Origin of the sequence: Streptacidiphilus alkalitolerans (assembly GCF_042511045.1) — a bacterium.
Taxonomy (GTDB): domain Bacteria; phylum Actinomycetota; class Actinomycetes; order Streptomycetales; family Streptomycetaceae; genus Streptacidiphilus; species Streptacidiphilus alkalitolerans.
In genome coordinates this window covers 389,828-413,650 of record NZ_JBHEZX010000006.1, presented here as the reverse complement: position 1 = coordinate 413,650, position 23,823 = coordinate 389,828, and the positions used below count along the sequence as shown (strand labels likewise).

Below are 23,823 nucleotides of genomic sequence, written 5' to 3'. Positions count from 1 at the left end.
GGTTAAGCACGTGCTTCTCGACTTCGATGGTCCTCTGTGTTCCATCTTCGCCGGACTGACTGCTCAGGAAGTCGCCCACGACCTAGTGGTCGGTCTGGCCACGGGGGCGAGGATTCCGGAAGGGTGGGTGACCGCCTCTGACCCTCTTGCGCTGCTCCGGCGTATCGGCGACGAACGCCCGGAGCTTGCAGGCGCTGCCGATCTGACTCTGACTCGACTCGAAGAACAGGCCGCCAGCCTCGCCAGGCCAACAGTCGGGGGAGAGTCGGTGCTCCGCGCCTGCATGGACTCAGGCCGCTCGGTAGGGATCGTGAGCAACAACGCCGGCAGTGCGATCCATATGTACCTAGACGCGCATGGCCTCAGTAAGTACGTGTCGGGTGTCTATGGGCGCATTCTCGGTGAGCCGTCATCCATGAAGCCTGACCCCCGATTGCTGACGGACGCGATGGGCGCGGTTGCTGCGAAGCCTTCCGACTGCATCTTCATTGGTGACGCTGTGCGGGACGTGCAGGCCGGTGACGCTGTGAAGGTCAGAACGATCGGCTACGCCAACAAGCCAGGTAAGGATGCAACGCTCAAGCAGGCTGGCGCGGTGGTTGTCGTTGACTCCATGCAGATGATTGCCGACGTTTTGGCGCTCGTGTAGAAGAGGACAGCCGCCGCCTTAGGTGTGCGTCCATTCTTTACACTTAACGGCGGCGGACGCCGATGGATCGCAGAATTCTTGAGCAAATTTACCAGCGGAACTGAGAGGCTTCCAGGGTAAATCCAGAAGCCTTCCAATTTTCGATGCGGTTGCTCCATGAATTCCTACTGGGAACCTTCCAGTTGTCGAACTGCGCGTCGCAGATTATCGGCGAACCGTAGCGTTCGGACAGTGTCACGAGTGATAGCGCCACTCGCATCCTCGCCTTGCGCGGCGATATCCACGGCAGGCAGAAGCTTCTGGATAAGCTCTTCTGCTTTGGCGGGATCCCACATCACGTCAAGAATCTTTTTACACTCACGATCAGCCAACCTGTTCCCTTGTGGCAAGTCGCCTGTACCGAGCAGATAGGTTTTCACTGCCATTAGAAGCTGATACTTTGCCGGGGTGTACTTCCGGTCGATTCTTTTAGTGCGGAAAAGCCATTCAATTCGATATGATGTGGCCGCGCTCGTGTAGTAGGAAAGCGCATTTTGATGCGGCTGGAACAAGTCAGATTCGCGGGTTTCTTTGAGCTCCTTATAGTAACGCCCTGCGCGGGATGGTTCATTTAGGAACATGGATGCGAAGGTGCGAGTGAGGAGAGATCTGGTGACAATCCTGGTTTTCTCTACGGTCTGCTGAGAGCTGTATTGACGAGACCGCCTCTCATAATATAGGCGCTCGCTGTCCGAAAATGATTGGAAGAGGACTTCGAGTTCCTTGTGGAAGTTCTCTCGCGCTTGAAGATCTTCGTCAGTCACGGCAGTCTGACGGTTTGTGGCTGTCGTAATCTCAGTGATTACGTTCTCTTCTCGCGATTGAATAAGTCGCACATTGACGTGAACTCCGTCAGTTAGGTTCGCCTTCTCGTCAAACAGCACATGACAGGTCTGGCAGCCGTTCACGATCTGAAAGTCGCGAATGTGAATATCATCTCCAGCGAGCGTTAGTTCGCGAGTGACAATCGTGATGCCGTTATTCAAGACCGCGAACCGCTCCCTGCCCTCTGAGTTCTTTACCGTCTGCTGAATCTCTAGGTTGACAGGGTTATAATCCTGAAAGTCGCGAACGTTCTCAAAAAATAGAGTCTTCCGAATACCGCCGCCTGGGTCAGTGAGAATCTTAACCAGATCCTTGGCTGGCAATACTCCAAGGAAGGCCTGCTCGACAAGCGGCATCTTTGGAAGAGTGATTCGCTTGGGCATCGTAAATTCCGCAGACACGGCCGATGTGGCGCGCTGGTAAAGTTCGCGTAGTTCCCGAGCACCGAGAGGAATTGCATCAACTTCGCTAAAGTAATTAGTCTGATCCAGTCGCTTAACTGCTGTCTTGCGCTTCGCTTCGAGCATGTTGTCGCCCACGGCGCCCGTCGACGCGTACCGAACGGAGAGCGCTGGGAGGCCACCGCGAGAGAGCTTTCCTAGGTCCGCATAGATCGCATCGATGCATTCGCGCAGGTTGGCAATCTCTGGAGATGCCGGATAGGGGATCATGTCAGATGTAATCAATTCAACAAGATTGTCCGCCAAATCGGTGAAAACCTTGGCTTCGAACCCTTGGGTTGTCTTCGCCTGAACAATGATAATTCTAACGTCAAGCGTCTTTGCTTGAGCCACGGCCGCTCTGACGTCGGCAGCATCCAATAGGAGGTCGCCATTGATGATGATTGCTGCGATATCTACGCCAAGATCACCCCCTGCGCCCATTCGAAATTCGTCGGGGTCGAACTCATCTTCGAAGTAGCTGCTAATTACGCAGAAGCCTGCAAAGTCTTCGAACGCTTCAGATTCTGTGAGGTTTTTGAGGCCTCGTTCCTGTTGGAACTGCTTGACGAGTCCTTCGGTGATGCGGTCCATACTCCACCCCTGTTCTGCCCGGCGACTATTCTGAACGGTGTGACAAGAAGCGCGCTGATTGCAGATTGCCAGACTAGCGGATTGAGAAGTCTGAGTGGCAAGGATCTGTCGACGTAGGGATCTTCACTCAGCCGGAAGAGCCAGGGCCCGGGGTGGCCGTGCGACCCGGTCGAACGATGCAGCAAGGCGAGAGAGACTGACGTGCGAGAGGCCAGTCTGCACCGAGCCGCAGGTGCCACATCCTCTACGTAACCGCGATGGAGCCGGCTCCCAGGGCGTTCGGTCGCCGCTGGCATGTGGACGGGCCCATAGATCAAGCTGGCATAGGCCCGCTCCGGGGCCAGGCTGGGGCCACGCGAACGTGTCGAGCTGAGTTGTACTGCTGAGCAGCAGGTCACAGCTCTCAGCGCGGTGATACTGCCTTCATTCTTGAAAACTGTCGGCGGGGGCAACCCCGCCCGAGGGTTCGAATCCCTCGCTCTCCGCTTGGAACGGCCCCTGACCAGTCACAACGGTCGGGGGCCGTCTGCTTTTGGCGTCATGCGGATGATCCGCGAATGACCGGTGTTGACCGCTTCATCTGGCACGGATCTGGCACGCCGGTGGCGTCCTACAGCTCAGATGAGTGGATTGAATAGGCGACGGATCGTCATTTCCGCATCGGTGGTGCGGGTCGCCATCTGTACTGAGCCGTCGAAGCAGGCCAGGGCTGCCGGTCCGCTTCCGGGTAGCGGTGGGCCTATCGTTTCGCCGCTTACGGCGCCCCACAGGGTGGTCTGGCCGTCGTAGGGAGCGGTGAACAGTACGCCTCCGCCTGCCGCTGAGGCAGCGGTCAGTGATGTGTCCGGGCCCGGTCGCAGCAGCTGGCCGATCGGCTCTCCGGTGACCGCGTTCCACCGGGACAGGGTGCCGCGCATATCGAGGGAGGTGAGCATGGTCCGGCCGTCGTTGAGGGCTAGGGAGACCAAGTGCATGCCGGTGTCGCCGGGCTCGTGGATCGGTGCCCCCGTACGGCTGACCGGTGGCGGCGTTCAGCGGAGGATGCGCCCCGACTCGTCCTTGATGGCGACCAGCGCGGTGCCGTCGGGCAGGGTGATGGCGGTGACGGCCTTGACGGGCGCGGTGTGGCTGAGCAGGGGCGGTCCCAGCGGGGCGCCTGTTGCCGCGTCCCACAGGTAGACCCGGAAGCTGCCGTGGCCGGCTCCGGCGATGAACGCCCGACGGTCCGGGAGGAGTCCGTGGCCACGTCCCAGACCGTGTCGCCGCCGGCCATCTCGGGGCTGTCCAGTTCCTCGCCGGTCAGCGCGTCGAGCCGCAGGACTCCGTCTTCCATGGCGGCCGCGACCACCAAGCTGCCGTCCGGCGGTGAGGCGACCGCCAGCGCGTTGACGGGCCAGCCGCCGTCCCAACAGCACAGCATCCGGCCGGTGAACACGTCCCATCGGCGGATCCCCTGGACGTCGCATGATGACAGCAGCACCACCTGACCCGACCGGGAACGCGCCAGTGTCGGCCAGAGGGCGCGGTCCTGTTCGGACGTGAACGTCATCACCTGTGCCGAGCGCATGCCCTGCCGCATCGCACCTCCATGCCGATCGCCCTGTGTCCGGATGCGCGTCCTGGCAGATGGAATTGGCACTTCGGACGGGGACGGACATCAGACCGACGTGCGCTCGGCCCAGGAATCGACGGAGACGCTCTGGCCACCTGCCAGGTAGCGGTGCAGGGCGGCGGCTGTGGTGGGGACGAAGGCGTCCGGGACGGAATCGATGTACGCCCGGACACCTGGGAGTGCTTGGCCGGACTAGGGCGATCAGACTGGGGGATGTGACCACCCCTCGGAGGCCGGAAGCGCTGGACGGCCGCAACGTTGCAACGCATCGCGTCTGGTATGCCGCCTATGGCTCTAATATGCACTTCGATCGGTTGAACTATTACCTGGCCGGTGGGAGGCCTCCGGGCGGTGCACGGCGGTATCCGGGCTGCCGGGACTCGCGGGCTCCGCGGCGGATGATTCCGGTGATGCTTCCCGGTCAGCTCTACTTCGCCCTGGAGTCCATGGCCTGGACGGGCGGCATGGGGTTCTACGACCCGCTGGACCCTGGAGAGATGCCCGCGCGTGCCTACCTGGTGTCGGCGTCGCAGTTCTCGGATATCGCGGCCCAGGAGATGTACCGGGAACCTGGTGGGGATCTGGATCTCATGGATGTGCTCGCTGAGGGGAGGGCGGTTCTGGGAGAGGGGCGCTACGAGACGCTGGTATGTCCCGGGATGCTGGACGGCTACCCGGTACTCACCTTCACAGCCCCTTGGCGAAGTGCCGATGTCACGCACGCTCGGCCTGCTGCGGCCTACCTCCGCAACTTCGCGTCGGGCTTGCGGGAGTCCCATGGGTGGGGTGTCGAACGGGTGGCTGAGTACCTGGCCAGTCGCCAGGGTGCCGCTGGATCATGGACGGCAGCCGAGGTGGCCGAAGCCGTCGACGCTTCTGCCGTCCGGCAGCCGGACGTGCGGGAGTGATATGCCGTTGCGGCAGTGGTTGTCCGGCTCAGGCCACCAAGCCATACAGGCTCGTGCCCTGCTGTACGGCTGACTTGGCCAGGACGGCCAGGTCGGAGAGTGCGAACACCACGTCCGATTCGGCGTTCTCGCCAGCGACGACCAGTTCCTCGAAGGTGACGCCTGCGAGCAGACACTCCCACTCGATCAGGGCTTCCTCGGGGTCGAAGTTTCTGCAGCTCAGCGTGGGGAGGGAGGTGTGTGGACCGTGGCTCAGCGCTACTACTGCGGAGGCTTCGTCGGGTGCCACGAAGAACTCGACTATCACGCTCATGACTGCACCATGCCCGACACCGATGACAGGACGGTCGAGACTGCCACCCGGCGTGGCGGATCGGGCCAGGGCACGCGCCTCTCGGGCGACGATGGGGCAGGGTGGGGCCCGCTGGGAGCTGTGTTGTTGGGGCCGTGGGTAGGGCGTACGTGGTGGGCGGCTGCGGAACTGGACGCCACCGACGGCCTGACGGGGAAGCGGCAGGAGAATGGCAATTCATGCAACGCGAAGGAAGACGATGAACGACATCAGTGCCTACCGGGACGTCCCGGCGACCACGCTGGCCGACCTCCTGGGGCGGGAGCGGGTCATGGACATCGGCATCCGTCCGCTGTGGACGCCGGTACCGCGGGTCGCGGGGCCTGCGTACACCGTGCGGTGTCCGCAGGGGGACAATCTCATGCTGCATGCGGCCATCTACCGTGCGGAGCCGGGGTCGGTCATCGTCGTGGAGTCGGGTGACGTGGACTACGCGCTCGCCGGCGGCAATGTGTGTGCTGTCGCCCAGCGGCGGGGGATCGCGGCGTTTGTGGTGGACGGTGTCATCCGGGATCTGGGCGAGGTCCGCGAGGCGGGCTTCCCCGTCTTCGCCCGTGGCGTCATTCCCATCCCCGGGACGAAGCAGGCTATCGGGGCGCTCGGCGGCCCGGTGCGTTGCGGAGGCGTCCTGGTGCATCCCGGGGACGTTGTGGTGGCTGACGAGAAAGGCGTCGTTGTGGCGCCTGCCGTTCGGCAGGCGGAGGTGCTGGGCGCGGCTCGGGCGAGGCTCGCCAAGGAAGCTGCCGAATCCCTCGACGCCTGGGAGGCGCAGCACCGTGCACGTATTGAGAAGGCGTTGAGTGAGCAGGGGTTTGTCGGCTGAGCATGGTCGATTCCGGCCTACGGAGAGTCGATTGTGACGGCCGGTCAGATGTGGTCACTGCCTTGGCCTGTCGATCGATGGAGCTGGGGGCTGCGGCTGGGCCCCTGAGGGAGCCCGGGGTTTGAAGGAAGGCCCCGGGCTCCATGCGACGTGAGGGCGAGAGGGCGAAAGGGCGAGAGAACGACGGGACGACGGGACGGCAGGACGCGCGGACGCCGGCCTGCGAGCGGTCAGGCGGCGGGGACGGCTACCAGGTAGTAGCGGCGGCCGTCGTTGCCGGTGACGGGCAGGGGGGTGTCGGGGAGGGCAGCGAAGACGGCGGCGGCGACCTGGGACGGGTCGCTCTCGGGGGTCAGGGGCGGACGCAGGGCCGCGCGTATCGCGCTCTGGGTCTTGGCGGACAGCGGGCGCGGCTTGCCGGCGCCGTCGCGGACGAGTTGGGCCAGGCCGGCCATCTGGGACCTGGTCAGATCGGCGCCGAGGCCGAGCTGCGCGGCCCGGGACGCGACGTTGGCGGCGAGGGCGGCGCGGTTCCAGGAGGAGCAGACCTCGCCCGGGGTGCCGGGCGGGAGGAAGGTGACGGCGGTTCCGATGGAGCTCTTCATCTATGTCTCCAGTACAGGCAGAGGACCGTGAGGGACCGTGGAGGACCGTTTCGCTACCCCTATTGTCGCACCGGGGTATGACAATACTGGCTGGTCAGCGTGTCTCTGACGGGTGCTGAGGTGGCCTGGAGGATGCTGAGGGGTCGGTGGGTCGGTGGTGCACCAGGCTGATCGGCCGGCCGGGCAGGCCGATCAGCTCGCCCGGGTCATCGAACGAAGGAACGACATGTCTGCCGTGGCACGTGCGTCCGCGCTGCGCGTCCTGGCCGCCGCGCTGGTCGCGACGTCCCTGCTGCTGGCCCCGTCGGCCCTGCCCGCGCTCGCCGCCCCGGCGCCCCCGCGTGTGGCTCCGCGCGTGGCCCCGCGCGCGGTTCCAGCGCTCGCGCCCGCCGCCCCCTCGCTCGCCCTCGCCGCCCCGGCGCGGCGTTGGCGTGCGGTCTTCGACGACGGGTTCGGGTCGCCGCGCTGGGGGAAGCGCGGCGCGGTGTGGTCGGACCGGACCTCCGCCTACGCGGACGGGGCGAGTGACCCCGACCAGTTCAAGTTCGACCGGGTGCAGGCCGCCGCGATGAAGGTCAGCCACGGGCAGCTGCACATCACCGCCTCCCCCACCACCGCTGCCGTGCACGGCCCTTGGCGGACCGGGCTGCTCACCACCGAGCCCTGGCACGGGGGTGTCGCGGGCGGCAACGGCTTCCAGCTCAGGGCCGGCGACTACGCGCTGATCCGGATGCGGCTCCCCGGCCGCCAGGACGGCGGCGGGCACGGGGCCTGGCCGGCCGTCTGGACCTGGCGCGACGGCAACGAGGTCGACCTGATGGAGTGGCACAGCGAGACGCCCGGGATCATCGAGTTCGCCAACCACACCCCCGGCGCCAGTACGTACTCCTTCGTCCACTCCCCGCTGGTGGGCTTCGGCAGGTGGATCACGGTCGCGGTCCGCTTCGGCGCGACCGACGTCGGCTGGTACGTGGGGGACGACACCCACCCGCTCCGGCTCGCGTACCAGGACCATGTGGGGGTCGGCGCGAAGTGGCACGCCTATCTGATCGCCAGCCTCAGCGTCTCCGCCCAGCCCGGACGGCTGCCCAGCTCCGCGCACCCCATCAGCATGGCGATCGACAGGATCCGGGTCTTCCGCTGAGGGACGGGACCTCCTGCCACCGCGTCAGGGTTTGCTGGCGACGGCCCCGTACCAGGTGATGTCCTGGGGGCGGGCCTGGCGGTCGAGGTCGTTGTCCGGACGCCAGCGGTTGACCAGCTGCAGACCGGGCTCGGCGAGCTCCAGGCCGTCGAAGAAGCGCAGCACCTCGGCGTGGGGGCGCAGGTGCAGGTTCACGCCCGAGGCGCGGTACGCCTGGAGGGCCCTGGCGCCGGCCTCGTCGGAGAAGTCCTCGGTGCCATGGGTGAGGATCAGCCGGCTACCGCTGGGGCAGGCGTCGAGGAGTTGCGCGACCAGGCCGTAGGGGTCCTCCTCGTCGGCGACGAAGTGCAGCAGGGCGACCAGCATCAGGCACACCGGCTCGGTGAGGTCCAGGACCTTCCGCAGGCTGGGGTGGTCCAGGATCGAGGAGGGGTCGCGCACATCGGCGTCGATGTAGGCGGTGCGCCCCTCCGGCGCGCTGACCAGCAGGGCACGGGCGTGCACCAGGACCATGGGGTCGTTGTCGACGTAGACGACCCGGGCCTCCGGGATGACGGACTGGGCGACCTCGTGGGTGTTCGGCGAGGTGGGGATGCCCGTGCCGATGTCGAGGAACTGGCGTATGCCCTGCGAGGCGACGTACTCGACCGCCCGGCACATGAAGCGGCGGTTGGCCCGCGCGGCCAGGGCCAGGCTCGGCCGCAGCTCGAGCACATGTTCGGCCGCGGCGCGGTCGGCGGGGAAGTTGTCCTTGCCACCGATGAAGTAGTCGTAGATCCGGGCGCCGTGGGCTATGTCGGTGCGCATCGGCGGCGGAACCTCCCAGTCCGGTCCCATCTCCGTCCAACCGTCCAGGTGCGAACCTTCCGCCATGGCCTTCCCTCCCCCGAACCTCCGCTGACGCGACATCAACGGTCATGCTAGGTCACGCGTTTGCCTTGCGGAGACGCATTCGTTCACCTGGGGGCTCGAAGCCTCAGGGCCTCGAAGCCTGAGGACCTCGGCGCCTCAGGACTTCAGGGGCCGAGGACTTCAGGGCCTCAGCCGGCGAAGGTGATCCAGTAACGCCGCTTGGGTCCGCTGGCGGAGCCGCGTACGTCCTCCAGTACGCCGCCGTTGCGCTCGATCGTGCGCGCCGAGGCGGCGTTGCCGTCGTCGCAGGTGACCAGGACCCGGTCCAGGCCGAGCCGGCGCGCCTCGGGCAGCACGGTCGCCAGCGCCCAGGTGGCCAGGCCGCGCCTCCTCGCCGACGGCCGGACGCTGTAACCGATGTGGCCGCCGGTCTCCAGCAGGAAGGCGTTCAGATAGTGCCGCAGATCGATGGCGCCCAGATAGCTGTCACCCTCGACAATCCACCAGTGGGTGGCGTGAACGCTCTCCTCACCGAGGGCGGCCGAGCGGTCCGCCTGCCGCAGCAGTCGCTCGACCCAGGTCGAGAAGCCCTCGGGGTCGTCCAGATCGACATCGGTGGCCAGGCGCAGACCGGTCCCGTCCTGGTGCGCGCCTGTCGGCCACTCGTCGCGTGCCGCGAGCCAGGACGGGCGCAGCTGTGCTGTGGGGAGGATCAGTTCCGGCATAAGGGGGACGGTAACAGCCGCCTGTGCACCCGGCCGGATGCCTGTCGGTGCGCAGGCGGGTGCGCCCGCGGCGGCGAGGCCGGTCAGGCCGACAACGCCGGCAACGCCGGGCAGGCCGGCGAGGCCGGTCCGACGAGTGGAACGGGATGGGGACGGCGCGCGCGCTCCTGGAGCCGGGCGTTGCAAGTGACGGTGCGCCGCGACCGCTGCGGGGGGATCACAACGGATGGGTAACAGGCTGGCGTGGGAGTCAACGAAACCGGGGTGCCATGACGTTCTAGTGGAGGGAGGGATATCGCCTGTGCGGTCTGCGGGGCGTTGTCCCTGGTACGGCGGGGCAGGGCGATCCGGGAGCGGGGCGCATGACGGGGACAGGGTTTTTGGGTGGGAACGCCGAGGTGACGTTGCGTCAGCGACGGGGCCACGTCCGTACGGGGGAGCCGGACGGCCGCGGCGGACGGACCGTGGTGGAGCTGTACGGCGAGATCGACATCGCGACGACCTGGTTGCTGACCCGGCATCTGGACGCCGCCACGGCCGGGGACCGGCCGCAGGTGGTCGTCGACCTGCGCGGTGTCAGCTTCATCGACAGCGGCGGGATGGGCCCGCTCTGCCGGGCCTGGTGCCGGGCCCAGGACCGGGGCGGCGACATGTCGCTGATCTGCACGGATTCGCGCATCCTGAAGACCCTGCGGCTGGCCGGGCTGACCCCGACCATCTCCGTCGCGACCCCGCGGAGAGCCGTTCGACTGGGGCGGCGTGGCGCGGTCGGGCCGCGGGTGCGGGAGCATGGCGGGAAGTAACCCGCCAGGAGGAAACCTTGTCCAGCCCGGATCTGTGGCTACTGCGCGTCTCCGACCTGCCGGAACGCGACCTCGTCGGCGACCCGCCGGGAGGCGGCCCGCCCGTCGGCGACCTGTCCAACGGTGACGGGCTCGCCGTCGACCCCTCCGCCGTCGACCCCTCCAACGGTGACGCGCCCGTTGGTGACGCGCCCGCCGCGGCGGGTGTCCTGGACCTGCTGGACGCTGAGGAGCGGGCCCGCGCCGCCGCGTTCGTCCATGACGCGGACCGGATCCGCTACGTCGCCGCGCACGTCGCGCTGCGCCGACTGCTCGGGGACGCCACCGGGAGACCGGCCCGGGACCTCGTCCTGATCAGGGAGCCCTGCCCCCGCTGTGGTGAGCCGCACGGCCGTCCGGCCCTCGCCGACCCGCCGCGTCCGCTGCACTTCTCGCTGTCCCACGGCGGCGACCTGGTGCTGATCGGCATCGCCGAGGTGCCGATCGGTGTGGACGTCGAGGGGCTGCCGCGCGGGGAGACGGTGGCCGAACTGGCGTCCGTGCTGCACCCCGGTGAGCAGACCGAGCTCGCCTCGCTGCCCGCCGACCAGTTGGTCCCCGGCTTCGCCCGGCTCTGGACCCGCAAGGAGGCGTATCTGAAGGGCCTCGGCATCGGCCTCGGCCGGGACCCGTCCGCGGACTACCTCGGCACCGCGGGCCTGGCCCCGAACCCGCCCGGTTGGACCGTCACCGACCTGCCCACCGACGACCCGGACCACGCCGCGGCCCTGGCCATCCAGGGCGGCTCGGCGGCGGAGGTGCGGGTGCGCAGGCTCTCCGCGGCCTTCGTCCTCCAGGGGCACCCCCAGGACTGACCCGAGCCCGCTGCCTGCCGAAAGGCCCCGTCCCCCGTCTGCTTGCTCACGGCTGCCGGCCGTGTGCCGGCCGCGCGCCGACCGTGTGCCGACCGTGCGTGGTCGACGGGGGCGGCGCGTACGGGGGTGCCGCGCGCCCCGGGTGTGCGGACGGGCCGGGTCGCACGCCCCCGAGGCCGTCGCGGGACGGTGCCGAGGGGTCCAAATGGGCGGTATATCAAGGGGAAACCGTTACGGGGCGAACTGTCGATCGTTCAGGGGTTAGGGCTCCCGTGTCACGCTTACGGGGGAACTATCCCTCCAGGGTTGGATATCCGTGGGCCGTCTGGGTCAGTCTGAAGGTGCGACGTCGCAGGCCGGGCAGGCCGCATCTGGCCATGTGGCTGCCCACACCGTGTTCGACTTCCACCACTTGGAGGAATCACATGTCCCGTATCCGCATTGCCCTTGCCGCAGCTCCGATTGCCGTCGCGATGATCCTGGCGGGCGCCGGCGCGGCCTCCGCGGACAATGGCGCATTCGCGAACGACGGGTCCAACAGCAGCATCGTCTCCGACTCGGGCAGCGGGAACCTCTCGGGCTGGGTCAACGGGAACTCCAACTGGACCCAGCAGACCGCGACCGGTTCGGGTGCCTCCAACGCCAACAACACGCTGGGTGTGACCGGCAACTCGGGCGGCGTGTTCAGCAGCCAGTCCAACAGCAACGTCCGGATCTTCTTCTAGCCCCGGGAAGAAGCGCTGAACAGCTGAATCGGTCTGCCCCGGTGCCGGTCCCAAGGCTCCGGGGCAGACCTGTCGGTCCACTCGCGGTTCTGCCGTGCTCTTGACTGCGCCAGCGTATCTGACGCACAGTCAGATTTGTGATGGAGCCGACCGATCCACAGCAGTACCAGGAGTACGCGGGTCGCCCCGCCGCGGCCGGGGGCCGGGCGCAGGACCTGGTCAACGCGCCGATGATCCGGCACTGGTGCGAGGCCATGGGCGACGCCAACCCGGCCTACACCGGCCCGAACGCCGTCGCACCGCCGGCGATGCTGCAGGCGTGGACCCTGGCGGGGCTGGGGCTGGGGCTGGGGCTGGGGCTGGGGCGTGGCGGCGCGGCGGTGCAGGACGGTCGCAGCAGCGTCTACGACGACCTGCTCGCGCGGCTGGACGCCGAGGGCTTCCGCTCGGTCGTCGCCACCGACTGCGAGCAGGAGTACCTCCGGCCGCTACGCCCCGGCCAACGGGTGCTCTTCGACGCCGAGATCGAGTCGGTGTCGGCACGGAAGACGACCGCGCTGGGCGTCGGGCACTTCGTGACCACCCGGATGGACCTCCGTGCGTACGACGAGGCCGCGGGGGAGAAGCCGGAGGAGGCGGTGCCGGTCGCGACCCACCGCTTCCGGATCCTCAAGTTCCGTCCGGCGGGCCGCCAGGAGGAACGCCAGCCGGAACGGCAGGCTGGCCGCCAGGAGGAACGCAAGGAAGGGCAGCCCGAGGCTGGGCCGGTGCTTCGGCCCCGGCCGGTCGTCAACCGCGACAACGAGGGCTTCTGGGACGGTGTCGCCGCAGGCGAACTGCGCTTCCAGCGCTGCGCGGCCTGCGGGACGCCGCGCTTTCCCTGGCTGCCGGGCTGCAACGTCTGCGGCTCGGCCGAATGGGCGGCGGAGGCGGCGAGCGGCGCGGGCACGGTCTACTCGCACGTGGTTGTGCACCACCCGCTGCCCGCGGCGTTCCGGGCGGACGGCCCCTACGCGGTCGCGCTGGTGGAACTCGCCGAAGGGGTCAGGATCGTCAGCAATGTGATCGGCCTCCCCCCGGACGAGGTGCGGATCGGCCTGCCGGTGCGGCTCTCCTTCGAGCGCTGCGACGATGAGTTGACGCTGCCGCTGTTCCGGCCGGCGACCGGCGACGACCTCCCGCCGCTGCGGATTCCGGTCACTCGCACGCTGATTGTGGCCGGAGCGATCGCCTCCCGCGACTACCAGGACGTCCACCACGACGTGGAACTCGCCCATGCCAAGGGCGCGCCGGACATCTTTATGAACATCCTGACCAGCAACGGCCTGGTCGGACGGTATGTCACCGACTGGGCCGGGCCGAAGGCGGTGCTCACCGGCATCTCTGTGCGCCTCGGTGTACCGGCCTACCCCGGCGACGAGTTGGTGTTCACCGGACGCGTGGTCCAGCGCCCGGGCGTCACCGAGGCCGAGGGCCAGATGGAGCGGCTGACCCTGACCGTCACCGGCCGGACCCACCGGGGCGCGCACGTCACAGCCACCGTCCGCCTCATCCTTCCCGCTCCCCTCCCCGCTCCCGTCACCGTCCCCGTTTCCGTCCCGGAGGGACTGGTATGAGCCTCACCCGCGCCGACACCCTGGGCGGCCGTGCCGCCATCGCCGGCATCGGCGCGACCGAGTTCTCCAAGGACTCCGGTCGCAGCGAGCTCAAGCTCGCCGTCGAGGCGGTGCAGGCCGCGCTGGACGACGCCGGGCTCCGTCCACAGGATGTGGACGGCCTGGTCACCTTCACCATGGACACCAGTCCGGAGATCACCGTCGCCCAGGCGGCCGGCATCGGTGAGCTGAGCTTCTTCTCCCGGATCCACTACGGCGGCGGCGCCGCCTGTGCCACCGTCCAGCAGGCCGCGCTGGCGGTCGCCACCGGCCTGGCCGAGGTGGTGGTCTGCTACCGGGCCTTCAACGAGCGGTCGCAGCACCGGTTCGGATCAGGTCTGATGAACCGTCAACCCTCGTCCGAGGGAACGGCGATGGGCTGGACCATGCCGTACGGGCTGCTCACCCCGGCCTCCTGGGTGGCCCTGCACGCCCAGCGCTACCTGCACACCTACGGGTTGGGCCCGGAGGTCTTCGGCCCGGTCGCGGTCGCCGACCGGCGCCATGCCGCGACCAACCCGGCCGCGTACTTCTACGGGCGTCCGATCACTCTCGCCGACCACGCCGCCTCCCGCTGGATCGTGGAGCCGCTGCGGCTGCTGGACTGCTGCCAGGAGACGGACGGCGGCCAAGCGCTGGTGGTCACCACCCCGGAACGCGCCCGCGACCTGCGGCAACGCCCTGCGGTGATCACGGCCGCGGCCCAGGGCGCGGGCCGCAACCAGGAGGCGATGACCAGCTTCTACCGGGACGACCTCACCGGCCTGCCGGAGATGAACGTCGTCGCCCGCCAGCTCTGGCGCACCAGCGGCCTGCGGCCCGCCGACATCAGCACCGCGGTGCTCTACGACCACTTCACCCCGTTCGTGCTGATGCAGTTGGAGGAGTTCGGCTTCTGCGGGCCCGGCGAGGCGGCCGACTTCGCCGCCGACGGCGGGCTGGAGCTGGGTGGACGGCTTCCGGTGAACACCCATGGGGGACAACTGGGCGAGGCCTATCTGCACGGGATGAACGGCATCGCCGAGGCGGTGCGGCAGTTGCGCGGCAGCTCGGTGAACCAGGTGCCGGACGCGGAGCATGTGTTGGTCACCGCGGGCACCGGCGTGCCGACCTCGGGGCTGCTGCTCGGCCGGGGATAGCCGGCCGCTGCCACGTCTGCCACCGCCGCCGCCACCGCCGCCACCGCGGAACCGTCACCGCCGCTGCCGCCCCCGCCGAACCACCGCCGCCACCGTCGCCGCGGAACCGCCGCCGCCCCCGCCGCCGTCACCGCTGCATCGGCAGCCACCCCTGCTGCACCGCCCGCACCCCCGCCTGGAACCGGCTGCGGGCGCCCAGGCGGTCGATCAGGTCGGTGGCGAGGCGGCGCGCGGTGCGGGAGGAGACGCCGAGGCGTTTGGCGATGGCGTCGTCGGTGTGTCCCTCGGCGAGCAGGGCGACGGCGGTCTGCTCCTGCGGGGTGAGGCCGTGGCCGTCACGCCGCGGCGGGCGGCCGAGCGGCTGGGCCTCGGCCCAGACGCTCTCGAACAGCGCGCACAGTGCGGTGATGGTGCCCTGGCCGGTCAGTACCACGGCGCCGGCGGCGGTGTCGTCGCTGCTGACCGGGATGACCGCGCGGCTGCGGTCGATGATGATCATCCGGGTGGGGAGGGCGGGAACGGTGCGGACCTGGCCGCCCAGGCTGGTGAGCCATTCCGCGTAGGCGGCGGTGGCGGCGTGGTTGCGCACGCTGTCCAGGTAGACGGTGCGCATCCGGACGCCCCGGGTCAGCAGGTCCTGGTCCAACGGGCGGGCGGCGTCGATGCCCTCCTGGGGCTGGGCCCCGCCCGCGGCGAAGGTCATCAGCTCGGTGGTCAACTCCTTGGTGAGCAGACTGAGCCGGTCCCGGATCTGGTCGATGCCGACCAGTTGCTCGACGCCCGGGCTGCTGGCCTGCGGGCGCAGGTCCGCGTACTCGGCGATGAGTTGCGCCGCGGTGGCCCTGGATGCCTCCAACCGCTGTTGCTGGGACGCGAGTTCGGACTGCTGCCGGGCCAGCAGGATCTCCAGCCCGAGTTCGGGCGACACGGCCCGCAGATGCCCGTCCGCCTGGTGGGACGGGCGGACCAGGGCGAGTTCGCTCAGGGTGTCGAGGGCGGTGCGGATCTGCTCCTCCGGCAGCGCCAGCATGGCGCTGAGTGCGGAGACGCCGGCCTGCGGCGCACCGAGCATGGCCCGATAGACGGCTTCGGACGCGGTGTCCAGCCCGAGCATGGTGAGCATGCGGAATTTTCCCCCCGGGAAGAACGGTATGTGTACCCCCTTGTACGGGGTGATCCTCGCAGCATCCACGCCCAGGAGTGGTTGCTTCGTGCATATGAACGGGTGGACTGTTTAGGCCACGGACGGAAGCGTCCCGGATGGTCACCTGGCGTACCCGATGGGGTAGTTGGAACCATTAGCGCCATGTATCTGATTCACCTTCAGCTGGGCAGTCCCGGCCTGTGCGACCTCCCCGAGCAGACCGCCGCCTGGGTGTACTCGGCCGCCGGGAGCGACGAGGGCGTGGAGCATGTCTCGCTCCACGCCGACGCCCGGCCGTGCCCGGTGCTGGGGATGTATCTGCTCGCGGAATCGCTGGAGCAGGCCGAGGCGCGGGCCGCCGCCGTGTGCCGACGTGCGCTGGCTGTCCGGCCCGAACTCCGCGGCTGGGTGCTGGGGGAGGTCCGGGCGCCGCTGGTCGCGCCCTTCTACGAGGCGCTGTTGGACGTGAACCCCGGTCGGGACGGATCCGGCCAGGGCCGTTTCCGTCCAGCGGATCTCTCTTCCACCCCCGCTGACCTGCGGGGAAAGTAGTACTTACCAGCAGGTCCGGGGCAAGCGCCACCGCGGGACGCGAGACCGGACGGGCCGTACTACTTCCTCTCGGAATGGGACCACCACCATGTTCTGCATCCGTCTCGCCAAGACTGCCGCGGTCGTCGCCCTCGCGCTGGGCGCCGTCGTCCTGATTCCCGCCGCGGCGGTTGCCACTCCGACCGCCGGTGTCGTCTCCCCCACTGCGACGGCGAATCCGAACAGCATGATCTGGGGCTGATCCGGGCCGAAGCGGCCGACCACACCTGACCTACTGTCATCCACCGTCATCCACCGTCATCCAGCGTGCCATCACTCCAAGGAGATATCTGTCATGTCCATGCCCAAAAGCATCCGCAACCGCAAGCTGCTCGCCCTCTCCATCGCCGTCGTCGCCGCCACGGGCATCGGCCTCGGCACCAGCACCAGCTCCTTCGCGGCCGGCGCCACTGCCTCCTTCGGTGCCACCGCCTCGACCGCGGGCTCCGCCTCCGCCTCCGGTCCCACCCGGTTCACCCCCACCGTCAGCGACCCGACCACCGCCACTGCCGCCGAGTTGGCCGCCGCGGCCAAGAGCGGCGGCCCGGGCTCCAAGCTCGCCGTCCAGCCGCAGGACTCCAACGCCGGTGACCCCATCACCAGGGCCGCGATCATGACCAGGGCGCAGAACTGGGTCACCGCGAAGGTGCCGTACAGCGAGTCCGCCTACTACACGGACTCCAGCGGGAAGTACCGCACCGACTGCTCCGGCTTCATATCGATGGCCTGGGACCTGCCGGTCAGCGCGTCCAACAACTGGGGCTACACCACCAGCACCCTGCCGAGCGTCTCCACCAAGCTCGGCAGCCTGGACGACCTGCAGCCCGGTGACATGATCGACGGTGTCGCCTTCGGCCATGTCGTGCTCTTCAAGGGCTGGACCAACTCCAGCCACACCACCGCCAAGGTGCTGGAGGAGCCGCACAGCGGCGAGACCGCCAAGGAGGACGACAGCTACTACACCCGCAGCTACCTCACCTCCAACGGCTTCGCCCCCTACCGCTACAACAAGATCGCGGCCAGCGAGACCGCCGTGCACACCTTCTACCACGAGCTGCGCAACACCAACGGGACCTGGACCGGCTTCAAGGCCCTGGCCGGAGCCGCCGGCGCCGCCACCTTCGCCGGCAACGAGGAGGCCATCGCGGCGATGCCGGACGGTTCGGCGCAGGTACTGGGCATCGGCGAGAACGGCTTCCTCTACCACGAGGTCCGCAACACCGACGGCACCTGGACCGGCTTCAAGCCCCTCGACGGCCTCGACGGCAACCCGAACTTCGGCGGCCCGGACGTGGCGATCACCGGCCTTCCGGACGGGTCCTCCCAGGTGGTGGGGATCGGCAACAACAACGACCTCTACTTCAGGATCCGCAACGCGGACGGCACCTGGACCCCGTTCTCGCTGATCCCGGGCAACGGCGGGGCCGCGTCGATGGGGGCGAAGAAGGTGGCGGTGGCCGGCATGCCGGACGGCTCCTCGCAGGTCCTGGCCTACGGCTCGGACGGCAAGCTCTACCTGGATGTCCGTAGCGCGGCCGGGAGTTGGAGCGGCTGGTCGGCCTTGGACGGCTACGGCGACTCCGCGTACTTCTCCGGCCCCGACCTGTCCATCGCGGCGCTGCCGGACGGCTCCTCGCAGATCCTGGTGATCGGCCTGGACGGCATGGTCTACCACGAGGTCCGCTCCGCCGCCGGCGTCTACAGCGGCTTCGCCCCGGTCACCGGCGTGAGCACGGCGAAGATGGGCGCCACCGCCGTGGCGATCACCGGAATGCCGGACGGTACGGCGCAGGTCGCGGTGGTCGGCACGGACGGGAACGTCTGGCACCGGGTGCGCAACACCGATGGGACCTGGACCGCCTGGGGCAAGCCCGGCACCTTCGCCGCGGACCAGGTCGGCATCGCCGGGTTCCCGGACGGCACCAGCCAGATCCTCGCCACCACCGCCAAGTAGCAGCGCCACGTAGCAGCCCGGCCGGTCCCGCGGCCCCAGCGGCGGCGGGACCGGCCGCTCCGTACCGTCCCAGCACTCCTTCCCAGTTCTGAGGTTTCGTCATGCCTGCTTCCCGTCAACGCAGTTCGGCCATGGCCGGGCTCGCCGCGCTCTGCCTGGCCTCGGTCTCCCTCGCCGTCGGCTCCGGATCGGCCCACGCCGACGCCCCGGCCGCCACCGACAAGTCCGTCTCCTATCTCGGCCACCAGTTCCGGATCCCCGGCGGCTGGCCGGTCGTCGACCTCACCGCGGACCCCACCGCCTGCGTCCGCTTCGACCAGCACGCGCTCTACCTCGGCACCCCGGGGGCGGACCAGGACTGTCCCGCCGAGGCCCTCGGCCGCACCGATGCCGTCCTGGTGCAGCCGCTGCCCAGCTCGGCCGCCGCGCAGGGGACGGTCGACCAGGACGTGAGCCACCAGATCGTCGCCACCGCCGCCGACATCCGGGTGACCGGGACCTACGACACGGACAAGGCACTGGTGCAGTCGATCCTGGCCTCGGCCGCGCTGCCGACGAGGACGCCGACGCCCACGCCCACGCCCACACCCACGCCCACACCCACACTCACGCCCACGCCCACGCTGACCAAGGTTGCACCCGAGGCGCAGACGGCCACGGCCACGGCCACCGCCATCGCCGCGAGCAGCACCGACTACACCGGCAAGGGCTTCGACACCTGTGCGGCGCCCAGCGCCGGCACCATGGCGGCCTGGAAGTCCGGTTCCCCCTACGGGGCTGTGGGCATCTACATCGGCGGGGCCGACCGCTCCTGCACCCAGCCGAACCTGACCGCCTCCTGGGTCAAGCAGCAGGCCACGGCGGGCTGGCACTTCATGCCCCTGTACGTGGGGCTGCAGGCCGACCAGATCACCTCGGCGGCCGGTCAGGGCAAGGCGGCGGCCGACGACGCGATCACCCAGGCCGAGAGCCTCGGCTTCGGGACCGGCGTCCCGCTCTACTTCGACATGGAGCAGTACAGCTCCGGCTACCGCTCCACCGTCCTGGCCTTCCTCGGCGCCTGGACCAAGGAGCTGCATGCCAAGGACTTCGAGTCCGGGGTCTACAGCTCGGCCTCCAGCGGGATGACCGACCTGGTCAACAGCGTCAGCGGCAGCTACCTGGAGCCCGACGTCATCTTCGACGCCCACTACAACGGCTCCGCGACGACCGCCGACCCGGACTACATCCCGGCCGCGGACTGGAGCCAGCACCAGCGGATCCACCAGTACAGCGGCAATGTCTCGCAGACCTACGGCGGCGTCACCGTGAACGTCGACCAGGACATCCTCGATGTCGACGTGTCCGTCGCCCCGGCCGCGCACAGCTTCTACCACGAGCTGCGCAATACCAACGGGACCTGGACCGGCTTCAAGCCGCTGCACGGGGTGGGCACCGCCCCGACCTTCGCCGGCGACGAGGAGGCCATCGCGGCGATGCCGGACGGTTCGGCGCAGGTGCTGGGCATCGGCGAGAACGGCTACCTCTACCACGAGGTCCGCAATCAGGACGGCAGTTGGAGCGGTTTCACCGCGCTGGACGGCCTCGACGGCAATCCGAACTTCGCCGGTCCCGATGTCGCGATCACCGGTCTGCCGGACGGGTCGTCCCAGGTGGTGGGGATCGGCAACAACAACGAGCTCTACTTCAGGATCCGCGGCGCGGACGGGACGTGGACGCCCTTCTCGCTGATCCCGGGCAACGGCGGTGCTGCCTCGATGTCCGCCAAGAAGGTGGCGGTGGCCGGGATGCCGGACGGCTCCTCGCAGGTGCTCGCCTATGGCTCGGACGGCAAGATGTACCTGGACATCCGTAGTGCGGCCGGGAGTTGGAGCGGATGGTCGCTGCTGGCCGGTGCCGCGGGCGCGGCGTACTTCTCCGGTCCCGACCTGGCGATCACGGCGCTGCCGGACGGCTCCTCGCAGATCCTGGCGATCGGTCTGAACGGGTTCGTCTACCACGAGGTCCGCAGCGCGGCCGGGGTGTACACCGGGTTCGGCCCGGTGAGCGGGGTGACCACGACGCAGATGGGCGCCAGCGCGGTCTCGATCGCCGGGATGCCGGACGGTACGGCGCAGGTCGCGGTGGTCGGCACGGACGGGAACGTCTGGCACCGGGTGCGCAACACCGATGGGACCTGGACCGCCTGGGGCAAGCCCGGCACCTTCGCCGCGGACCAGGTCGGCATCGCCGGGTTCCCGGACGGCACCAGCCAGATCCTCGCCACCAGCGCCGACTGAGCCTGCTTCGGCCCCGCACGGTCCTTCCGTGCGGGGCCGAACCGCTGTTGCACGCCCGTGACAGCGCGCCCACAGATCCACGATCTTCGACTGACAGTCTTCTTCTTGTCGCAGTCAGCACCGAACTGCAGTCGCCCACCAGTTCCCAGGGGGGAACCACCCATGTCCGCTCGTATCCGTGTCACCCGCCGCACCGCCACCGCCGCGGCCATCGCCCTCACCGCCGCGCTCACCACGCTGCTGGTTCCGACGGCGGCCGATGCCGCCTCGCACCGAGTGCTGAACGGGACGAGCAAGGCCAACGGGCTGACCATCAGCGACGGCAGCACCTACGTGGTGATGAACGGCACCCGGGTGAACTTCGGGGTCCACGTCCGCGACCTGGCCTGGTCGCCGGACGGCAAGAAGGCCGCCTTCATCGACGGCCAGGGCAACCTGGAGGTCGCCAACGCCAATGCGACCGGCCGCCACATCGTCTCCGTCAACCCGGGTCACCAGACCTGGTCGCACCCGACCTGGCAGGTCGCCAAGGCCGACCCCCGCGACCATGTCGAGGCGAAGAACAACCTCATCTTCACGGCGAACAAGGGTGGCACCACCCGCCTGATGACCATCTCGGCCACCGCGTACCACCGCGCCCCCTCCGTGCTGGCGCTGGGCAGGGACTTCGGCCCGGACGTCTCCTACAACCCGACCACCGGCAACAACTGGGCCAGCGCGGCGGGCGGCTACGGCACCTCGGTGTACGACAACACCCGCAACGGCGAGGTCTACCTCCGCGACGACTACCTGCGCCAGATGGGCGGCGCGGTCACCCGCGGCTCCGAGCCGGCGCTGTCGCCCAACGGCGAGGAGATCGTCTTCGTCCGCGCGGTCAAGGGCCACGACCACCTCTTCACCAGCGACATCCGGGGCAAGCACGTCAAGGACATCACCCCGCACGCCACCACCGACTACACCGAGCCGGCCTGGTCCCCGAACGGGAAGACCATCGCCTTCCGTACGCCGACCGGCACCGACACCGTCCCGGCCAACGGCTCCAAGGCCCCGGTCCGGGTCTCCTCCTACACCGGCCTGGTCGCCTACCGCGGCTGACCACGGGTGGCCACGGCTGGTTACGGCTGGGGGCGCGGCGGCCGTTCGCTGAGCGTCGCGCCCGCGCTCGCGCCGATCACGCAGGCGATGCCGACCAGCTGGATCCCGCCGAGGACCTGACCCAGGATCAGCAGGCCGATCAGGGCGCTGACCGCGGGCTCCAGGCTGGCGATCACACTGAAGACCCGCTCGGGCAGGCGTCGCAGCGCGGTCATCTCCAGCAGGTAGGGGACGACCGGGAAGAGCATGGCGACACCGGCCACGGACAGCAGGAGCAGCCAGGGCCTCGGGCTCTGGCTGAGCCCGTTCCAGGCCTCGCCGAGGCCGAACGGGGCCAGCGCGAGGGCGGCGACGGTCAGCGAGAGCGCCAGTCCGTCGAAGCCCGCGAACGCCCGGCCGACCCGCTGGGTGAACAGGATGTACCCGGCCAGGCAGGCCGCCGCGCCGAAGGCGCTGGCCAGCCCCCGGGGGTCGAGGGCGGAGCCCTGCGCCTGGCCGACCAGGGTCAGCAGGACCACCCCCGCCCCGGCGAGCAGCGCCCACAGCACATGGCCGAGCCGGCGGGAGAACAGCAGCGCGACCGCCAGCGGTCCGAGGAACTCGATGGTCGCCGCCGTGCCCATCGGCAGCCGGTGCACCGCGTCCGCGAACAGCAGCGTCATCCCGGCCGAGGCCAGGCCGAGCAGGACCACCGAGAGCAGGTCGCGGGCGCTGCGTCCGCGCAGCCGCGGCCGGGTCCAGCCGAGCAGCACCAGCGAAGCCGTGATCAGCCGCAGCGAGGTGGTCCCGGCCACGCCGAGGGTGGAGAACAGCGGGGTGGACAGCGCGATGCCGGTCTGCACGGTGAACATCGCGGCCAGGCAGAACAGCGGCGCCGGGACCCGATTCAGCCGCCCCCGCGGCGCCGGGTCCACGGCGATCGCCGACGGACCGTCAGCTGAGCCGCCGGAAGCGCCGGGGCCCCGGGGTTCGCCGGGTGTGGGAGCGATGACGGGAGCGGACATGGCGTCAGTCTGACGTAAGGACCGTTTGGGGGACAAACGCGTTACCGTGGCGTGGCTAATAGGACGATAGTGGATATAACGGTCACGATCGCATGTGACTACTCTCCGTACGGCAGTTGTTGCCGCCCTGCTCTCACTCGTCTGCCTCGCGGCGACGCTCAACGGCGCGGCCGGTGCCGCCGCCCGGACGCCGCAGATCTTCACCGGCCAGGCGTTCGACACCTGCGCCGCGCCCAGCCTCACCAGCCTCCGCGCCTGGCACACCGCCTCCCCGTACCGGGCCCTCGGCATCTACATCGGCGGGAACAACCGCGGCTGCGCCCAGCCGCTGCTCACCGCGAGCTGGACCCGCTCCGCCACCGCCATCGGCTGGCGGCTGCTGCCGCTCTACGTCGGTTCGCAGGCCCCGTGCCTCCCGGCGAAGAGCAGGACGGCCCGGATCAGCGCGGCCCGCGCGCTGGCCCAGGGCGCCAGCGAGGGCAAGGACGCGGTCAAGGACGCGAGCGCGCTGGCGCTCACCCCCGGCAGTCCGCTCTACCTGGACATGGAGTCCTACGACCGGGGTTCGAGCTGCACCCTCGCCGTGCTGCAGTACACCGCCGCCTGGTCCCGCGCCGTGCGCGCGGCCGGCTACCTGGCGGGCTTCTACAGCAGCGCCGACACCGGTATCGCCGACATCGCCTCGGCTGCGCTCAAGCGCAGCGCCCGCGCCGCCGCCACCGACCTGCCGGACGTGCTCTGGTACGCCCGCTGGGACAACCGCGCCAGTACCGACGGCTACCGCGCGCTCAGCGGCAGCCTGTGGACCGGGCACCGCCGGGTGCACCAGTTCGTCGGCAACACCAGGGAGACCCACGGCGGGGTGACCATGAACATCGACCGCAACGCGGTGGACGCCCCGGTCGCCCTGGTCCACTAGGTCCTGTGCGCCCGCCCGGTTCACCGAAACGGACGGAGAGCGGGCCCAACTACTGACACGGTCTCTCCCGGGCGACAGAATCACCTCTCAGCA

General features: G+C 69.1%; 24 protein-coding genes and 1 tRNA gene. 17 read left to right on the top strand and 8 right to left on the bottom strand.

Annotation, left to right across the window (positions count from 1 at the left end; all coding sequences use genetic code 11):
* Positions 1 to 10 precede the first annotated feature (10 nt).
* Positions 11 to 649 (top strand): HAD family hydrolase, encoded by a 639-nt coding sequence (locus ACEZDG_RS16975; RefSeq protein WP_380509628.1) that lies wholly within the window; start codon positions 11 to 13, stop codon positions 647 to 649.
* Between the two features lie 164 nt (positions 650 to 813).
* Here the strand turns inward: ACEZDG_RS16975 and ACEZDG_RS16970 are convergent, their stop codons facing one another.
* On the bottom strand, positions 814 to 2,547 hold the full coding sequence (locus tag ACEZDG_RS16970; protein WP_380509626.1) for an AIPR family protein: 1,734 nt from the start codon (positions 2,545 to 2,547) through the stop codon (positions 814 to 816).
* Between the two features lie 367 nt (positions 2,548 to 2,914).
* On the opposite strand from ACEZDG_RS16970, the gene ACEZDG_RS16965 reads away from it, so the two are divergent.
* A tRNA-OTHER gene (locus ACEZDG_RS16965) sits at positions 2,915 to 3,029 on the top strand.
* 135 nt (positions 3,030 to 3,164) lie between these two features.
* Here the strand turns inward: ACEZDG_RS16965 and ACEZDG_RS16960 are convergent.
* Positions 3,165 to 3,482 (bottom strand): hypothetical protein, encoded by a 318-nt coding sequence (locus ACEZDG_RS16960; protein WP_380509623.1) that lies wholly within the window; start codon positions 3,480 to 3,482, stop codon positions 3,165 to 3,167.
* Between the two features lie 303 nt (positions 3,483 to 3,785).
* Between ACEZDG_RS16960 and ACEZDG_RS16955 the strand changes: the two genes are divergently transcribed.
* Both ACEZDG_RS16955 and ACEZDG_RS16950 read left to right on the top strand, forming a co-directional pair.
* Positions 3,786 to 4,034 (top strand): hypothetical protein, encoded by a 249-nt coding sequence (locus tag ACEZDG_RS16955; protein ID WP_380509620.1) that lies wholly within the window; start codon positions 3,786 to 3,788, stop codon positions 4,032 to 4,034.
* A 340-nt stretch (positions 4,035 to 4,374) separates the two neighbouring features.
* Entirely contained in the window at positions 4,375 to 5,067 is a 693-nt protein-coding gene (locus ACEZDG_RS16950; protein ID WP_380509617.1) for a histone deacetylase, read from the top strand.
* A 28-nt stretch (positions 5,068 to 5,095) separates the two neighbouring features.
* Here ACEZDG_RS16950 and ACEZDG_RS16945 read toward each other — a convergent pair whose 3' ends face one another.
* On the bottom strand, positions 5,096 to 5,380 hold the full coding sequence (locus ACEZDG_RS16945; protein ID WP_380509613.1) for a hypothetical protein: 285 nt from the start codon (positions 5,378 to 5,380) through the stop codon (positions 5,096 to 5,098).
* Positions 5,381 to 5,618: 238 nt separating this feature from the next.
* Between ACEZDG_RS16945 and ACEZDG_RS16940 the strand changes: the two genes are divergently transcribed.
* Positions 5,619 to 6,242, top strand: coding sequence for an RraA family protein (locus tag ACEZDG_RS16940; RefSeq protein WP_380509610.1), 624 nt, complete (start codon positions 5,619 to 5,621; stop codon positions 6,240 to 6,242).
* Positions 6,243 to 6,472: 230 nt separating this feature from the next.
* On the opposite strand, the gene ACEZDG_RS16935 is transcribed toward ACEZDG_RS16940, so the two are convergent.
* Positions 6,473 to 6,847, bottom strand: coding sequence for a hypothetical protein (locus ACEZDG_RS16935; protein ID WP_380509607.1), 375 nt, complete (start codon positions 6,845 to 6,847; stop codon positions 6,473 to 6,475).
* Between the two features lie 226 nt (positions 6,848 to 7,073).
* Here ACEZDG_RS16935 and ACEZDG_RS16930 point away from each other — a divergent pair, with 226 nt between their 5' ends.
* A complete protein-coding gene (locus ACEZDG_RS16930; protein ID WP_380509604.1) occupies positions 7,074 to 7,991 on the top strand; it encodes a beta-glucanase in 918 nt (305 codons plus the stop codon).
* Positions 7,992 to 8,015: 24 nt separating this feature from the next.
* On the opposite strand, the gene ACEZDG_RS16925 is transcribed toward ACEZDG_RS16930, so the two are convergent.
* On the bottom strand, positions 8,016 to 8,864 hold the full coding sequence (locus ACEZDG_RS16925) for an SAM-dependent methyltransferase (RefSeq protein ID WP_380509601.1): 849 nt from the start codon (positions 8,862 to 8,864) through the stop codon (positions 8,016 to 8,018).
* 167 nt (positions 8,865 to 9,031) lie between these two features.
* Positions 9,032 to 9,568 carry a GNAT family N-acetyltransferase gene (locus tag ACEZDG_RS16920; protein WP_380509598.1) on the bottom strand — a complete coding sequence of 179 codons (537 nt, stop codon included), beginning with the start codon at positions 9,566 to 9,568 and terminating at the stop codon, positions 9,032 to 9,034.
* Between the two features lie 398 nt (positions 9,569 to 9,966).
* Here ACEZDG_RS16920 and ACEZDG_RS16915 point away from each other — a divergent pair, with 398 nt between their 5' ends.
* From ACEZDG_RS16915 to ACEZDG_RS16895, 5 genes are all read left to right on the top strand, one after another.
* The gene (locus ACEZDG_RS16915) at positions 9,967 to 10,371 is read left to right on the top strand and encodes an STAS domain-containing protein (protein WP_380509595.1); all 405 of its coding nucleotides are present in this window, start codon (positions 9,967 to 9,969) and stop codon (positions 10,369 to 10,371) included.
* 17 nt (positions 10,372 to 10,388) lie between these two features.
* Positions 10,389 to 11,225, top strand: a complete 837-nt coding sequence (locus ACEZDG_RS16910; RefSeq protein WP_380509592.1) for a 4'-phosphopantetheinyl transferase family protein — start codon at positions 10,389 to 10,391, stop codon at positions 11,223 to 11,225.
* 425 nt (positions 11,226 to 11,650) lie between these two features.
* Entirely contained in the window at positions 11,651 to 11,950 is a 300-nt protein-coding gene (locus tag ACEZDG_RS16905; RefSeq protein WP_380509589.1) for a hypothetical protein, read from the top strand.
* Positions 11,951 to 12,090: 140 nt separating this feature from the next.
* The gene (locus tag ACEZDG_RS16900) at positions 12,091 to 13,566 is read left to right on the top strand and encodes an OB-fold domain-containing protein (RefSeq protein ID WP_380509830.1); all 1,476 of its coding nucleotides are present in this window, start codon (positions 12,091 to 12,093) and stop codon (positions 13,564 to 13,566) included.
* Positions 13,563 to 14,744: a lipid-transfer protein gene (locus ACEZDG_RS16895; RefSeq protein ID WP_380509586.1), complete on the top strand. Its 1,182-nt coding sequence runs from the start codon at positions 13,563 to 13,565 to the stop codon at positions 14,742 to 14,744. Before ACEZDG_RS16900 ends, ACEZDG_RS16895 begins: the two co-directional genes overlap by 4 nt.
* Before the next feature lie 127 nt (positions 14,745 to 14,871).
* Here ACEZDG_RS16895 and ACEZDG_RS16890 read toward each other — a convergent pair whose 3' ends face one another.
* A complete protein-coding gene (locus ACEZDG_RS16890) occupies positions 14,872 to 15,867 on the bottom strand; it encodes a helix-turn-helix transcriptional regulator (protein ID WP_380509583.1) in 996 nt (331 codons plus the stop codon).
* Between the two features lie 183 nt (positions 15,868 to 16,050).
* On the opposite strand from ACEZDG_RS16890, the gene ACEZDG_RS16885 reads away from it, so the two are divergent.
* The 5 genes from ACEZDG_RS16885 to ACEZDG_RS16865 all read left to right on the top strand — a co-directional run bounded on the left by ACEZDG_RS16885 (position 16,051) and on the right by ACEZDG_RS16865 (position 21,807).
* A complete protein-coding gene (locus tag ACEZDG_RS16885; RefSeq protein ID WP_380509580.1) occupies positions 16,051 to 16,440 on the top strand; it encodes a hypothetical protein in 390 nt (129 codons plus the stop codon).
* An 88-nt stretch (positions 16,441 to 16,528) separates the two neighbouring features.
* A complete protein-coding gene (locus tag ACEZDG_RS16880) occupies positions 16,529 to 16,681 on the top strand; it encodes a hypothetical protein (protein WP_380509577.1) in 153 nt (50 codons plus the stop codon).
* Positions 16,682 to 16,774: 93 nt separating this feature from the next.
* Positions 16,775 to 18,433: a hypothetical protein gene (locus tag ACEZDG_RS16875; RefSeq protein WP_380509574.1), complete on the top strand. Its 1,659-nt coding sequence runs from the start codon at positions 16,775 to 16,777 to the stop codon at positions 18,431 to 18,433.
* A 101-nt stretch (positions 18,434 to 18,534) separates the two neighbouring features.
* The gene (locus ACEZDG_RS16870; RefSeq protein WP_380509571.1) at positions 18,535 to 20,712 is read left to right on the top strand and encodes a glycoside hydrolase domain-containing protein; all 2,178 of its coding nucleotides are present in this window, start codon (positions 18,535 to 18,537) and stop codon (positions 20,710 to 20,712) included.
* Between the two features lie 162 nt (positions 20,713 to 20,874).
* Complete coding sequence (locus tag ACEZDG_RS16865; RefSeq protein ID WP_380509568.1) at positions 20,875 to 21,807, top strand: TolB family protein; 933 nt, start codon at positions 20,875 to 20,877, stop codon at positions 21,805 to 21,807.
* 20 nt (positions 21,808 to 21,827) lie between these two features.
* Here the strand turns inward: ACEZDG_RS16865 and ACEZDG_RS16860 are convergent, their stop codons facing one another.
* Positions 21,828 to 22,811, bottom strand: a complete 984-nt coding sequence (locus ACEZDG_RS16860; protein ID WP_380509565.1) for an EamA family transporter — start codon at positions 22,809 to 22,811, stop codon at positions 21,828 to 21,830.
* Between the two features lie 94 nt (positions 22,812 to 22,905).
* Between ACEZDG_RS16860 and ACEZDG_RS16855 the strand changes: the two genes are divergently transcribed.
* Positions 22,906 to 23,730, top strand: a complete 825-nt coding sequence (locus ACEZDG_RS16855) for a DUF1906 domain-containing protein (protein ID WP_380509562.1) — start codon at positions 22,906 to 22,908, stop codon at positions 23,728 to 23,730.
* The last annotated feature ends 93 nt before the right edge of the window (positions 23,731 to 23,823 follow it).

Excerpts from the sequence above, each read along its gene's own strand:
- ACEZDG_RS16860 (WP_380509565.1), bottom strand. The coding sequence starts at position 22,811 with ATGTCCGCTCCCGTCATCGCTCCCACACCCGGCGAACCCCGGGGCCCC.
- ACEZDG_RS16925 (WP_380509601.1), bottom strand. The coding sequence starts at position 8,864 with ATGGCGGAAGGTTCGCACCTGGACGGTTGGACGGAGATGGGACCGGAC.
- ACEZDG_RS16920 (WP_380509598.1), bottom strand. The coding sequence starts at position 9,568 with ATGCCGGAACTGATCCTCCCCACAGCACAGCTGCGCCCGTCCTGGCTC.
- ACEZDG_RS16900 (WP_380509830.1), top strand. The coding sequence starts at position 12,091 with ATGGAGCCGACCGATCCACAGCAGTACCAGGAGTACGCGGGTCGCCCC.
- ACEZDG_RS16865 (WP_380509568.1), top strand. The coding sequence starts at position 20,875 with ATGTCCGCTCGTATCCGTGTCACCCGCCGCACCGCCACCGCCGCGGCC.
- ACEZDG_RS16875 (WP_380509574.1), top strand. The coding sequence starts at position 16,775 with ATGTCCATGCCCAAAAGCATCCGCAACCGCAAGCTGCTCGCCCTCTCC.
- ACEZDG_RS16935 (WP_380509607.1), bottom strand. The coding sequence starts at position 6,847 with ATGAAGAGCTCCATCGGAACCGCCGTCACCTTCCTCCCGCCCGGCACC.
- ACEZDG_RS16970 (WP_380509626.1), bottom strand. The coding sequence starts at position 2,547 with ATGGACCGCATCACCGAAGGACTCGTCAAGCAGTTCCAACAGGAACGA.
- ACEZDG_RS16905 (WP_380509589.1), top strand. The coding sequence starts at position 11,651 with ATGTCCCGTATCCGCATTGCCCTTGCCGCAGCTCCGATTGCCGTCGCG.
- ACEZDG_RS16945 (WP_380509613.1), bottom strand. The coding sequence starts at position 5,380 with ATGAGCGTGATAGTCGAGTTCTTCGTGGCACCCGACGAAGCCTCCGCA.
- ACEZDG_RS16895 (WP_380509586.1), top strand. The coding sequence starts at position 13,563 with ATGAGCCTCACCCGCGCCGACACCCTGGGCGGCCGTGCCGCCATCGCC.
- ACEZDG_RS16940 (WP_380509610.1), top strand. The coding sequence starts at position 5,619 with ATGAACGACATCAGTGCCTACCGGGACGTCCCGGCGACCACGCTGGCC.
- ACEZDG_RS16885 (WP_380509580.1), top strand. The coding sequence starts at position 16,051 with ATGTATCTGATTCACCTTCAGCTGGGCAGTCCCGGCCTGTGCGACCTC.
- ACEZDG_RS16890 (WP_380509583.1), bottom strand. The coding sequence starts at position 15,867 with ATGCTCACCATGCTCGGGCTGGACACCGCGTCCGAAGCCGTCTATCGG.
- ACEZDG_RS16880 (WP_380509577.1), top strand. The coding sequence starts at position 16,529 with ATGTTCTGCATCCGTCTCGCCAAGACTGCCGCGGTCGTCGCCCTCGCG.
- ACEZDG_RS16960 (WP_380509623.1), bottom strand. The coding sequence starts at position 3,482 with ATGCTCACCTCCCTCGATATGCGCGGCACCCTGTCCCGGTGGAACGCG.
- ACEZDG_RS16870 (WP_380509571.1), top strand. The coding sequence starts at position 18,535 with ATGCCTGCTTCCCGTCAACGCAGTTCGGCCATGGCCGGGCTCGCCGCG.
- ACEZDG_RS16930 (WP_380509604.1), top strand. The coding sequence starts at position 7,074 with ATGTCTGCCGTGGCACGTGCGTCCGCGCTGCGCGTCCTGGCCGCCGCG.